The following is a 14,354-nucleotide window of genomic DNA, read 5'->3' as shown; positions in this document are numbered from 1 at the left end:
TGAAGCAGATCGGCTTCAGCCTCGCCGTCGCCGTCCTCCTCGACGCCTTCATCATCCGCGTCATGATCCTGCCCTCGGCCCTGATCCTGCTCGGCGACGCCAGCTGGTGGCCGTCCCGCAAGATGCGCCGCGCCCAGGCCCGGGGAGTCACGCCCGAGAGCCACGGCCTCACCGCGACCGCTCCTGTGGCCCATCTGCGGCGGTAACCAACAGGCCCCTCGGAACGGGGCCACCCGCCCCGCGAAGGGGCCCCACATACGGGCGCCGGACCGCCACCCCCGTCGGTTCGGCGCCTTCCCCGTCATCCCGCACACCGGCCGCGACCCGCCGCCGGCAGCGGACGCGCTCCACCCCGAAGGCCGCCCGCGAGGGCGGCCTTTCCGCGTGCCCGGACCCGCCCTCACACCGGCTCAACAGGGCCTTCGCCCATGTCAGTTGCCTGTCAGTGCGGTCGTCGACGATGGCCGGTGTGAATTCGGTGACCCTCGCTGGTGTCTCGCGATCCCTCTGCGGCACGGGCGGGAGGCGCACCCACGACTACGTCCGGCGCGGCGCCACGAACAGTGCCAGCCGCCCTCGGAGGTCCTCGCGAGAGCCCGCCTCGTCCAGACCAGCCCGAAGAACCCGCTCACGACAGACCACGTTGACACGACCCGGATCGCGAGACGCTAGGGGATTGCTATGACTCATGTTCAGGTGGCCGGCCTTCCGCTCACCGCCGGCCAGAAGGACATTTGGTTCGACGAAAAGCTCTCCGGCGGCGGCGCGGCGTACAACACCGCCATTTACTGGGACATACGCGGGCCGTTGGATCCGGAGGTTTTCCGGGCCGCGCTCGAACGGCTCGTGGAGGAGTCGGAGTGCCTGCGCGCCCGGTTCACCGAAGTGGACGGCGAGCCACGGCAGTTCATCGAGGAGCTGTCCGAGGTTCCGGTGTCCTTCACCGACGTCAGCGACACGGACGACCCGGCCGCGGCGGCCCGCGAGGCGATCGCGGCCGATCTGCGGGTGCCGCTCTCGCCCGCCGCGAGCGACCGCGTCCCGCTCTTCAGACTGAGCGTCTTCACCCTCGGCTCCGCGCGCACCTTCTTCTGCCTCCTCAACCACCACCTCGTGTCGGACGGCTTCAGTTACGTCATCTACTGGGAACGTCTCTCGGCGATCTACGAAGCGATGGTCGCCGGAACCTCCCTGGACGAGGGGCGCTTCCCGTCGCTGCGGACGCTGATCGACGCCGAGGCCGCCTACGAAGGCACCCCGCGCGCCGAGCGCGACCGCGCCTACTGGGAGCAGCAGTTCGCCGACCGGCCCGAGCCGGTCTCCCTCGCGACGCGGGACGCGGACCCCGCCCAGAGTTTCCTGCGCGAGGAGACCGTCCTGCCGGAGCCGATCGCCCAGGGGCTGCGGACGACCGCCTGGGACGCGCGGGTGACCTGGCAGACCGTGCTGGTCGCCGCGCTCGCCGCGTACACCGGGCGGATGACGGCGACCGACGACGTACTGCTCTCCCTGCCGGTCACGGCGCGCGTGGGCGGCACCATGCAGAACATCCCCGGCATGGTCGTCAACTACCTGCCGCTGCGCCTGGCGCTGCGGCCCGGGGCCACCCGCGCCGAGCTGCTCGCCGAGACCTACCGGTGCTTCTCGCAGGGGCTCAAGCACCAGCGCCACCGCGTGAGCCGGATCCGCCGCGCGATGGGTCTCTCCAGTGACGACCGCAGGCCGTTCGGCCCGTTCATCAACATGATGCCGCAGGTCGAGCGGCTCGCCATCGGCCCCTGCGAGGCCACCATCCACAGCCCCTCCACCGGCCTGGTCGACGACCTCGAACTCACCGTCGCCGACAAGGGCGACGCCGGCATCGGCGTGGACCTCAGCGCCAACGAGGCCCGCTACACGCCGGAGGAGACCCGCGCCCACCTGTCCCGTTTCGTCGACTTCCTCGGCCGCTTCGTGGCCGCCGGAGCCGACGAGCACCTCGGCGCACTCGACCTCCTGCCGCCCGACGAGGCGGCCGGCCTCGCCGCGGCCCTGACCGGCCCGGTCCGCCAGGAGCCCTACCTCGGAGTCGTGGAACGCGTCCGCGCCCGCGCCGCCGAGCGGCCCGACGCGGTCGCCGTCACCGACGACGGCGGCAGCATCGGCTACGCCGAACTCGTCGGCAGGGCGAGCGCCGTCTCGCGCGCCCTGACCGGGCAGGGCCCGGTGGCCCTGCTGACCGCCCCCGGCCGGGACTTCGTCACCGCCGAACTCGGCGTGCTCGGCGCCGGACGGGCCTTCCTGCCGCTGGACCCGCAGGCACCGCAGGCCCGGCTGGCCTCGCTGCTCCGCGAGAGCCGCGCGGCGATGATCCTCACCGACGCCCCCCACCGGACCCTCGCCGAGCAGGCCGCCGCGGCCGCCGGCACGGACACCCCGCTCCCCGTGCGCGTGCTGGACGCGGAGCGCGACGAGGCCGACGCGCTGGCCCCCGTCCTCGGCGGCCCGCTCGACCTGGCATACGTCATCTACACCTCGGGCTCGACCGGCCGCCCCAAAGGCGCGATGGTGCAGCGCGGCGGCATGGTCAACCACCTCCTGGCCAAGGTCGAGGAGCTGTCGCTGAGCGACACCGACGCCCTGGTCCACAACGCGCCGGTCACCTTCGACGTCACCGTCTGGCAGTCGCTGACCACGCTGCTCGTCGGCGGCCGGGTGCGCGCCGTGGACCGGGTCGACGCGGCCGACCCGGCCGCGCTCTTCGCCACCATCGCCGAGGAGCGGCTGACGGTCCTCGAAGTGGTCCCCTCGCTGCTCCGCGCGACCCTCGACGTGTGGGACGCGGCGGGCGGCGCGCCCCTGCTTCCCGGGCTGCGCTGGATGATCTCCAACGGCGAGGTGCTCCCCGCCGAGCTGTGCACGCGGTGGTTGGCGTACTTCCCGGACATCGCGCTGGCCAACGTGTACGGCCCAACCGAGTGCTCCGACGACGTCACCCACGGATACGCGCGGACCGCCGCCGATGTCGGGGTGACGTCCATGCCGATCGGCCGTCCGCTGCGCGACACCCGGCTGCACGTCCTCGGCGACGATCTGCGTCCGGTGCCTCGCGGGGTGGCCGGCGAACTCTACATAGCCGGCGCGGGCGTCGGCCGCGGCTACCTCGCGGACCCGGGCCGCACGGCGGGCATCTTCGTGCCCGATCCGTTCGCGGCTGACGGCTCCCGCATGTACCGCACCGGCGACCATGTGGTGCTGGGCGCGGACGGACAGCTCGTCTTCATCGGCCGCCGCGACCACCAGGTGAAGATCCGCGGCCAGCGGGTCGAGCTCGGCGAGGTCGAAGCGGCGCTGCGCTCCCTGCCCGAAGTCGCCGACGCGGTCGCCGCGGTGATCAAGGACCCGGCGGGCCACCCGCGGCTCGTGGGGTACGTGGTGCCCGCGGAGGCCGGCCCCGGCACCGCGGCCGTCCGCGACCGGCTGGCCCGGGTGCTGCCCGAGCACATGGTGCCGACCGCGTGGCTCACCCTCGACCGGCTCCCGCTGACCACCAGCGGCAAGGTCGACCGCAAGGCGCTGCCCGCCCCCGACCTGGGGTCGGCGGCCACCGGCCGCACGGCCCGCACCCCGCAGGAGGAGATCCTGTGCGCGGTCTTCGCCGAGGTGCTCGGGGTCCCGGCCATCGGCGTCGACGACAACTTCTTCGCCCTGGGCGGCGACAGCATCAGCTCCATCCAGGTGGTCGGCCGCGCCCGCCGGGCCGGTCTGGTCCTCACCTCGCGCGACGTCTTCCGCCACCGCACCCCGGCCGCCATCGCCGCGGTCGCGCAGCCGGCGGCCCCGGCGGCCGAGGCCCTCGTGGAGGACGGGATCGGAGAGCTCGAACTCTCCCCGATCATGGACCAGCTGCGCGAGGACCTGAGCCAACTGCCGGACACCGTCGACCAGTTCGCCCAGTACATGACCGTCGCGCTGCCCGTCGGCGCGGACCTCGGCCGGCTGCGGCAGGCCGTGCAGGCCGTCCTCGACCGGCACGACGCACTGCGCATCAGACTGACCGTGCCGGTGCCGGCCCTGTGGTCCCTGCAGACACTGCCGCCGGCCGCCGTGTCCGCGGTCGACGTGGTCACCCGGGTCGACGTCGCGCCCGGCGCGGACCGTGACGCGGTGCTCGCCGAGCAGATCGCGGCCGCGCGGCAGCGGCTGCGTCCGCGGGACGGGCTCCTCGTCCAGGCGGTCCTCCTCGACGAGGGGACGGACCGGCCCGGCCGGCTGCTGCTCGTCATCCACCACCTCGCCGTGGACGGGGTGTCCTGGCGGATCCTCCTTCCCGACCTGGAAGCCGCCTGGAACGCGGTGGCGGCGGGCCGCGAGGCCTCCCTCGACCCGGTGCCCACCTCCTACCGCCGCTGGGTCAAGGCGCTGTCCGAGGAGGCCCGCGCCCCCGAGCGCGTGGCCGAACTCCCGCTGTGGAGCGAGCTGTTGGGCGAGACGCACGACGTGTTCGCGAACCGGCCGCTCGACCCGGCCGCCGACGTCCACGGCGGTGCCGGCCGGCTCCGTCTGGAACTTCCCGCGGAGCTGACGGCCTCCGTCCTGGCCGGGACGCCCACCGCTCTGCAGGCCGAGACCCAGGAAGTGCTCCTGACCGGCCTCGGGCTCGCCCTCGCCGCGCACGGCCACCGGACCGGCCAGGACGGCTCGCGCACCCTCGTCGAACTGGAGGGCCACGGCCGCGAGCAACTCGCCCTCAAGGGCGGCGACGTCGACCTGTCCCGTACGGTCGGCTGGTTCACCAGCGCCTTCCCCGTCGGGCTCGACGTCGGCGACGTCGACTGGGCCGAGGTCTGGAACGGCGGCGCCTCCTGCGGTGCCGCGGTCAAACGCGTCAAGGAGTCCCTGCGCGCCCTGCCCGACCACGGCTTCGGCCACGGGCTGCTGCGGCATCTCAACCCGCAGACCGCCGCGCTCCTCGGCCGCCTCGCCCTTCCCCGGGTCGGCTTCAACTACCTGGGCCGCTTCGCCGCGGGCACCGGCGCCGCCTGGTCGATGGAAGCGGGGGCGGCAGGACTCGCCGCGGCCCCCGAGACCCCGCTGCGGCACGCCCTGGAACTCGTCGCGACGACCGAGGACCGGCCGGGCGGGCCGGTGCTGGTCGCCGAGTGGACCTGGGCCGGTTCGGTCCTGTCCGAGGACGCCGTCCGGCGCGTGGCCGACGACTGGTTCCGTGCGCTGGGCGCCATCGCCGCGCACGCCGGGACCCCCGGGGCGGGCGGCCGGATCCCGTCCGAGTTCCCGCTGGTCACCGTCGATCAGCGGGAGATCGAGGCGTACGAGAAGGCCGTCGGGCGGCTCGACGACATCCTGCCGCTCTCCCCGCTGCAGCGCGGGCTGCTCTTCCAGGCGGAGTTCGACCGGCACGGCGTTGACGCGTACACCCTCCAGGTGGTCATGGACATCGGCGGCCCGCTCGACGCGGCCGCGCTCCGTGCCGCCGTCGCCGCGATGGTGGACCGCAACCCGGGGCTGCGCGCCTGCTTCAGGGAGCGGGACGGCGAGCCGGTCCAGCTGGTGCCCGCCGACGTGGAACTGTCGTGGACCGAGGTGGACCTCACCGACGTACCGGAATCGGCCGTCGACGCCGAGGTGAAGCGGCTCACCGACGAGGAGTGGCTGCGCCGCTTCGACGTCGGTCACGCCCCGCTCACCCGCTTCACGGTCTACCGGCTCGGTGGGGAGCGGCACCGCGTGGTGTGGACGGCCCACCACATCCTGGTGGACGGCTGGTCCCTTTCGGCGGTCCTCGCCGACGAGCTGGTCACCCTCTGGTCCAACGGCGCGGACGTCTCGGCGCTGGCGCCGGTCGCCCCCGCCCACGCCTATCTCCGCTGGTCGGCCGCGCAGGACAAGGAGGCGGCGCGGGAGGCGTGGCAGAAGGAGCTGGCCGGTATCGACGAGCCCACCCGGCTCGGGCCGGCCGACCGCAAGCGGGTATCGGTGCTGCCCGCGACCCGGTCGGTGCGGCTGCCCGAGCCTCTCGTCGCCGCGGTCACCACGTGGGCCCACGCGCGCGGCCTGACGATGAACACCGTCGTGCAGGGGTGCTGGGCGGTCACGCTCGCAGGGCTCACGGGCCGTCAGGACGTGACGTTCGGCGCGGTCGCCTCCGGGCGGCCCGAGGAGCTGCCGGACGTCGAACGGATGGTCGGCGCGTTCATGCACACCCTTCCCGTACGCGTCACGCTCGACCCCTCGACACCGTTCGACACGATGCTCGCGGAGCTCCAGGAGCGCCAGCTCGGCCTCGAACCGCACCAGCACCTCGGCCTCGCGGAGGTGCAGCGCGGCGCCGGGATCGGTGAACTCTTCGACACGGTGGTGAGCTTCCACAACTACCCGGCCGGTGTCCTCGACGGCATCGGCGAACGCATCCCCGGCCTGAGCATGCTGGGCTGGGAGGCGCGGGTCATCGCCGAGTACCCGATGGCCCTCGGCGTCTTCCCCGGCGACCGGATGCGCGTGGAGTCCCAGTACCGGCCCGACCTCTTCACGCCCGGCGAGGTCGACGCGATCCTGCGGCGCTTCGTGCGGGTCGTCGAGCAGCTCGCGGCCGCCCCCGCCACCGCGCTGGGCAAGCTGGACGCGCTCGACGAGGAGGAGCGGGCCCGGCTGCTCGGCGACTGGTCGGGCGCCCGCCGGATCCGGCCCGCGTCCGGAGCGCTGACCACCGAAGCCTTCGAGGCGCGGGCCGCGGCGGCGCCGCACAGGACGGCCGTCGTGTCCGGCGCCGAGGAAGTGCCGTACGCCACGCTCAACGAGCAGGCCAACCGCCTGGCACGGCTGCTCGTCACGCGCGGCGTGGGCCCCGAGGGCGTCGTGGCCGTGATGCTGCCGCGCTCCCCGCAGATGGTGGTCGCGGCGCTCGCGGTGCTCAAGACCGGCGCGGCGTACCTGCCGGTGGACGCGGCCTACCCCGTCGACCGCATCGCGTACATGCTGGACGACGCCCGTCCGGCGGTGGTCCTCACCGACACCGCGACCGCGGGCCGGCCCGGCGGACTGCCCGCGTTCGCCAACCCGCCGGTCGTCCTCGACGATCCCGCCACCACCGAGCTGCTCGCCGGGCTCCCGGACGCCGATCTCACCGACGCCGACCGGTCCGTACCGCTGCGGCCCGACCACCCGGCCTACATCATCTACACGTCCGGCTCCACCGGCCGCCCCAAGGGCGTCGTGGTCGCGCACACCGGTCTGCTCTCCATGGTCGACAGCCTCGTCGAGCGCTTCCAACTCGACGAAGAGACAAGGGTGTTGCAGTTCGCCTCGTTCAGCTTCGACGCCTCCGTCTGGGAGTTCATGCTGGCGCTGCTCACCGGCGGCACCCTGGTGATCGCGGACGAGGAGTGCCGGGCCCCCGGACAGCCGCTCGTCGACCTGATCAACAACGCCCGCGTCAACCTGGCCGGTCTGCCGCCCGTCGTGGTGGGCGGGCTGCCGCAGGGCAGTGTGCTCCCCGGGGACCTGCGTCTCGCGGTGGCCGGCGAGGCCGTCCCCGCGGAGATCGTCGAACGCTGGTCCGGACAGGTCCGGCTGTACAACGGCTACGGGCCCACCGAAGCCGTGGTCAGCTCCACCGTCAGCGGCCCGCTCGCCGGCCCCGGCCGGCCCCCGATCGGGCGCCCGACCACGGCGCACCAGGTGTACGTCCTCGACGGGCAGCTGCGGCCCGCACCGCAGGGGACGGTGGGCGAGCTGTACGTTGCGGGCGGCCTGGCCCGCGGCTATCTGTCCCGCCCCGAGCTGACCGCACAGCGCTTCGTGGCCGATCCCTACGGCCCGGCCGGCGCCCGCATGTACCGCACCGGCGACCTGGTGCGATGGCTGTCCGACGGCGAGCTCGACTACCTCGGCCGGGCCGACGACCAGGTCCAGCTGCGCGGCTTCCGCATCGAGCTGGGCGAGATCACCTCGGCGCTCCTCGCCCAGCCGGGTGTCGAGCAGGCCGTGGTGGTGGTGCGCGAGGACGAGACGGGCGACCGCCGGCTCGTCGCGTACGTCGTGGCGTCCGCTCCGTCGGCCGGCGCGGGTCCTTCGGTGACCGCCACTCTGCGGGAGCGGCTCGCCGAGTCGCTGCCCGAGTACATGGTGCCCTCGGCCGTCGTCGAACTGGACGCCCTTCCGCTCACCGCGCAGGGCAAGCTCGACCGCAAGGCGCTGCCCGCGCCGGACCTGGGCGCCGTATCGCGTGGCCGTGCGCCGCGGACCGTCGCCGAGGAGATCCTCTGCGGGCTGTTCGCCGACATCCTCGGTGTACCCCGCGTCTCCATCGACGACGACTTCTTCGAGTCCGGCGGCCACTCGCTGCTCGCGACCCGGCTGGTCAGCCGGGCCAGGACCGCGCTCGGTGTCGAACTGCCCATCCGGGCGCTGTTCGAGGCCCGTACCGTGGCCGGTCTGGTCGCGCACGTCGAGTCGGCGGCGCAGGCACGGCCGGCGCTGGTCCCGGCGCCGAAGGACGCGGAACGCCCGCTGTCCTTCACCCAGCAGCGGCAGTGGTTCATCAACCGCAGCCAGGGGCGCGCCGACGGCACGTACAACACCCCGATGGCCTTCCGTCTCTCGGGCCGCCTGGACGCGGTGGCTCTGCAGGCCGCCCTGGTCGACCTGGCGGAGCGGCACGAGGTGCTGCGGACCGTCATCCCGGACACCGACGGCGTGCCGTCGCTGCGGGTGCTGGACGCGACGAACGGATCGCCCGTCCTGAAGGTGCGTACCGTCACCGAGGCCGAGCTGGCCGGCGCGCTCGCCGCCGAGGCCGACGAAGGCTTCGACCTGACGGCCCAACCGCCGGTGCGGGTACGGCTGTTCCCGGTCGCGGAGGACGAGTGTGTTCTGCTCTTCGTCTTCCACCACATCGCCTTCGACGGCTGGTCGATCGCGCCCCTGCTCACCGACGTGTCCACCGCCTACCGGGCGCGGGCCGCGGGCCGCGCTCCGCAGTGGTCCCCGCTGCCCGTGCAGTACGCGGACTTCGCGGTCTGGCAGCGCGACCTGCTCGGCGCACCGGACGACCCGGACAGCGTGGCCTCCCGCCAACTGGCGTTCTGGCGGGACGCGCTCGCGGGCCTGCCGGATGTGTCGGCGCTGCCCACGGACTTCCCCCGCCCCGAGGTGAGCAGCTCCGCCGGCGACGTGGTCATGTTCGACATCGACCCCGCGGTGCGCGGCACCCTGGTGGAGCTGGCCCGCGAGAGCGGCACCACCGAGTTCATCGTCTTCCAGGCCGCTCTCTCCGCGCTGCTGACCAGGCTGGGTGCCGGCAACGACATCCCGCTGGGCATCTCCGTGGCGGGGCGCACCGACGAGGCGCTGAACGACCTGGTCGGCATGTTCATCAACTCGCTGGTGCTGCGCAGCGACACCAGCGGCGACCCGAGCTTCCGTGAGCTGCTCGACCGGCTGCGCGAGACGGACCTGGCGGCCTACGCCCACCAGGACGTGCCGTTCGAGCAGGTCGTCGACGCGCTCAAGCCGGCCCGCTCGCTGGGCAGGCACCCGCTGTTCCAGACCGTGCTGAGCGTGCAGAGCAACGGCGACCAGCCGTTGGAGCTGCCGGGTCTGACCGTACGTCCGCAGTACGTCGGCTCGGACCGGGCCAAGCTGGACCTCGTCGTCGAGCTGCTCGAATGGCCCGGCGGGGACGGCATGCGGGGACTCCTGAACTACAGCACGGACCTCTACACACGGGCCACGGCCGAGCGCATGGTGGAGCAGTTCACGCAGGTGCTGCGCTCCGTGGCCGCCGACCCCGACGTTCGGCTCAGCGGCCTCGACCTGCTGACCGGCGATGTGCGCGAGCGCGTCCTGAACACCTGGAACGACACCGCGCGCGAGCTGCCGCGGACGACGCTGCCCGAGCTGTTCGCCGCCCGGGTGGAGCGCACCCCGCAGGCGCTCGCCGTGCGGAGCCTGTCGTACGCCGAACTCGACGCCCGCTCCAACCAGTTGGCGCGCCGGCTGCTCGCCGCCGGGGCCGGTCCCGACCGGGTCGTCGCGGTGGCGGTGCCCGGTGCGGCCGAGCGGGCCACGGCGGTCCTCGCGGTCCTCAAGTCCGGCGCCGCCCTGGTGCCGGTCGCGGCCGACGAACCCGCCGGACGCGTCAAGGCGCTGTTCACCGACACCGCGCCGCTGTGCGTCCTGACCACCGCCGGCCTGGCCGGCCGGCTGCGCAGCACCGGTGTCACCCCAGTCGTCGTCGACGGCCCCGAGGTGCGGGGCTGCTCCACCGCCGCGCTGACCGAGGCGGACCGTGCGGCGGCGCCGCGACCCGATGACGCCGCCTATGTGATCCGGTCCGACGACGCGACGGGCCGTCCCCGCGGCGTCGTCGTCGAGCACCGGTCGGCCACCAACCTGCTGGCCTGGGCGCTGGATTCGGGCGCGGCGGACGGGGTGGGGCTGTTCGGGCCGCTGCTCCGCGGGGCCGGGGTGCGCGCGGAGGAACCACTGGCCAATGACTGGGCCACGCCGCAGCCGTTCGTCGCGGACAAGCCGGTCTGGAACGTGCGGCGTTATGTGCTGGACGAGTGGCTCGCGCCCGTACCGCCGGGTGTGGCCGGAGAGCTCTACATCGCCGGGGCCGCGGTCGCCCGCGGCTTCGCGGGGCGCCCCGGTCAGACTGCCGAGACCTTCGTGGCGAACCCGTTCGGACCGCCCGGATCCCGGCTCCACCGCACGGGCGAGCGGTTCATGTGGGACACCGAGGGAAACCTCGTGGATCCCGATGCGCGACCCGCGGCCCGGCCCTCGCGGGAGAGCGAAGGCCAGGCGGGGCAGGTGTCGCCGGTGGAGGGTGTGCTGGTGGGGATCGTGGCGAAGGTGCTGGGGGTGGAGGCCTTTGGTGTCGAGGAGAACTTCTTCGAGTCGCCGCGGGTGAGCATGGACTCGATGAAGTCGTTGCGGCTGGTGAGTCTGGCGCGCAAGGCGGGGCTCTCGGTGAGCATCGCGGATGTCTTCGCCCACCAGTCGGCGCGGGCTTTGGCGGCCGCGCTGGAGCCCGCACCCGGGGAGGCCGGACAGCCGGAACCCGAGCCGGTGGAGCAGCTGTCGCCGGTGGAGGGTGTGCTGGTGGGGATCGTGGCGAAGGTGCTGGGGGTGGAGGCCTTTGGTGTCGAGGAGAACTTCTTCGAGTCGCCGCGGGTGAGCATGGACTCGATGAAGTCGTTGCGGCTGGTGAGTCTGGCGCGCAAGGCGGGGCTCTCGGTGAGCATCGCGGATGTCTTCGCCCACCAGTCGGCGCGGGCTTTGGCGGCCGCGCTGGAACCCGCGGCCGAGGGGGCCGCCGAGCGGCGGCCGGACCCCGGGCCGGCGGCCCCCGCCGGCCGGCGCAGCGCACAGATCATGGCGGAGGCGATCGAGGAGGCCGACGCCCTCGATCAGGCGGACGCGTTCGCAACCCTGCTCCAGATCAGGCCGACCGGCAGCCGCCCCCCGGTGTTCTGCCTGCACAGCGGCGTCGGCTTCGCCCTGTCGTACATGCCGCTCGCCCGCTACATCGGCGCCGAGTACCCGATCTACGGGATCCAGGCACCGTGCGTCGTCGGTGACGCCCCGCTGCCGAAGACCCTGGAGGAGGCCGCGGCCGAGTACATCCAGATGATCAAGGAGGTCCGGCCCGAGGGCCCGTACCACCTCTTCGGCTGGTCGCTCGGCGGGCTGCTCGCCTACGAGGTCGCCGTGCAGCTGCGCGCGGCCGGCGACGAGGTGGGCCTGCTGGCCAACCTGGACTCCTACCCGCGCACCGGCATCGTGGACGACCGGGACGAACAGGGCGTCCTCGGCTGGCTGCTGGAGGGGATCGGACACCACCGCTCGGAGTTCGGCGACCGGGACCTGACCACCGCGGACATCATCGACGCGCTGCGCCGCGACGGGAGCCCGCTCGCCAGGATGGGAGACCGGCGGATGGCCCGCATGATCGACCTGATGTCCCACCACCAGGGGCTCAACACCCGCTACTCGCCCCGCGACTACGACGGCACGATGCAGCTCTTCCTCGCCGAGCACTCGGACTGGGGCGAGGCCGGCACCGAGAAGGAAACGCTGTGGCGGCCCCACTTCAGCGGCCCGCTGGAGATCCACCGGATCGCCTGCACCCACGACGACATCCTCAACCCCGGGCCGCTGGCCGAGATCGGCCCGGTCGTCGCCGCCGAACTCGACCGTCACCACCGCGCGGCGAGCGGGCGTGAGACGTCATGACGACGGCGCTCCCCCTACGGGAGATCACGCAGCGCGCGGACGACGAGCGGGGCCGGGCAGGTCTCGGCGCGGTCCTCACCGAGACCCGCGCGGTCGCCGGCCGGCGGCTGCGCCACCTCGGCCGCGCGCCCGGCCGGGTGCTCGGCGTGGTGCTCAGCCCGCTGGTGTCGATGATCATGATCGGGTACCTCTTCCGGGGCGCCATCGCGCCCCCCGCGGGGGGCAGTTACGGCGAGTACGTCTTCGCCGGCGGTGCGGTCCAGGTCGCCCTCGCCTGCATGGGGCCGACCGCCGTCTCGGTGGCGATGGACCTCAAGGGGGGCCTGGTCGACCGGTTCCGGTCGATGCCCATCAGCCGGTCCGCGGTGCTGTTCGGGCACACCCTCGCCGACCTGCTGGTGGGAATGGCCGGCCTGGTGCTCGTCACCGGGGCCGGGCTCCTGCTCGGCTGGCGCACCCGGGCCGGGGTCCTCGCGACGCTCGCCGGCTTCGCCCTGATCGTGGTCCTCATCTACGCCATGCTCTGGGTCGGCGTGCTCTTCGCGATGACGCTGCGCGGCGTGGAGACCATCAGCGTGGTCACGCCCTTCGTCGTCGTCGTGCTGCCCTTCCTGTCCAACGCGTTCCTCTCCCCGGACACCATGCCGGCGCCGATCAAACCGCTCGCGGAGTGGAACCCGGTCAGCGCCGTGATCGCGGCCTGCCGCGACCTGTGGGGGAACCCGGCCCCGGCCGGTGACAGCTTCCCCACCCAGCACCCCGGCGTGGTGATCGCGGTGACCCTCGGCGTGCTGTTCGCGACCTGCTTCACCGTGAGCCTGCGCCGCTACCGCACCGCTGGTTCCTGAACCCCCAACCGCAAGGAGACACCGATGACCACTGCTCAGGAGCAGCGCGCCGTACCGGATCCGAGCACCGTCGACCTCACCGACCCGGCGACCTTCCTCACCCACGACCCGCAGGCCCTGTGGCGGCGCTACCGCGCGGAGAGCCCGGTCCACTGGCAGCCGGTGAGCGGCAGCCACATGCCCGGGTTCTGGGCGATCACCAAGTACGCCGACGTGGTGGACGTCTACCGCAACAACAAGGAGTTCACCTCCGAGCGCGGCAACGTCCTGGTGACGCTGATGCAGGGCGAGGACTCGGCGTCGCGCAAGATGCTCGCCGTCACCGACGGCCCGCGGCACCGCGAGATCCGCAATCTGATGCTCAAGTCGTTCTCGCCCCGGGTCCTGGAACCCGTCGTGGCGGGCATCCACCGCCGTACCCGCGAACTCGTCGAACAGGCTCTGCGGCTGGGCTCGTTGGACTTCGTGACCGATGTCGCCGACCACATCCCGATCAACACGATCGGCGACCTGATGGACATCCCGGCCGGCGACCGGGAGCGCCTCGTGGAGTGGAACACCCAGACGCTGTCGCGGCACAGCTCCGAGGACAGCGCGCTCGACGAGGTGATGGCCCGCAACGAGATCCTGCTCTATTTCTCCGAACTCGCCGCCAAGCGGCGCAGGAATCCCGGCGAGGACGTCATCTCGGCCCTGGCCACGGCGACCGTGGACGGCAAGCCGCTCTCCGAGGACGAGATCGTCTTCAACTGCTACAGCCTGATCCTCGGCGGCGACGAGTCCAGCCGGATGTCGTCCATCGGGGGCCTCATCGCCTTCAGCGAGCACCCCGAGCAGTGGCGCAGGCTGAAGGCGGGCGAGGTGGGCGCGGACAGCGCCACCGAGGAGGTGATGCGCTGGACCACCCCCGCCATGCACTTCGGGCGCCGCGCCCTGGTGGACGTCCCGGTCCGCGACCAGGTGGTGAAGGCCGGCGACGTGGTCACCCTGTGGAACAGCTCGGCCAACTTCGACGAGGACGTCTTCACCGACCCGGGCACCTTCGACATCGCCCGCACCCCCAACAAGCACGTCGCGTTCGGCCACGGCCCGCACTTCTGCCTCGGCGCCTTCCTCGGCCGCGTCCATGTGAACGCCATGGTCGAGGCGCTGCGCACCCGGGTCGCCGACATCCGGCTCGACGGCCCACCGCAGCGCCTCTACTCCAACTTCGTGTACGGCTACAGCGGTCTGCCCGTCACGCTCACCGCGGAAGGGGCGAGCTGA

At 73.1% G+C, this 14,354-nt stretch carries 4 protein-coding genes; all 4 read left to right on the top strand.

Translation table 11 applies throughout. From position 1 onward, the window contains the following. On the top strand, nucleotides 1–206 hold a 206-nt coding region (locus AB0D31_RS29040; RefSeq protein WP_362728577.1), incomplete at its 5' end, for an MMPL family transporter. Between the two features lie 475 nt (nucleotides 207–681). Further along, nucleotides 682–12,240, top strand: coding sequence for an amino acid adenylation domain-containing protein (locus AB0D31_RS29035; protein ID WP_362728575.1), 11,559 nt, complete (start codon nucleotides 682–684; stop codon nucleotides 12,238–12,240). Next, complete coding sequence (locus tag AB0D31_RS29030; protein WP_362728573.1) at nucleotides 12,237–13,088, top strand: ABC transporter permease; 852 nt, start codon at nucleotides 12,237–12,239, stop codon at nucleotides 13,086–13,088. The genes AB0D31_RS29035 and AB0D31_RS29030 overlap by 4 nt, the downstream gene beginning before the upstream one ends. 24 nt (nucleotides 13,089–13,112) lie before the next feature. Next, complete coding sequence (locus AB0D31_RS29025) at nucleotides 13,113–14,354, top strand: cytochrome P450 (protein WP_362728571.1); 1,242 nt, start codon at nucleotides 13,113–13,115, stop codon at nucleotides 14,352–14,354.

This window comes from Streptomyces sp. NPDC048361, assembly GCF_040651795.1.
Lineage (GTDB): Bacteria > Actinomycetota > Actinomycetes > Streptomycetales > Streptomycetaceae > Streptomyces.
This window is presented reverse-complemented; position numbering and strand designations above follow the sequence as displayed.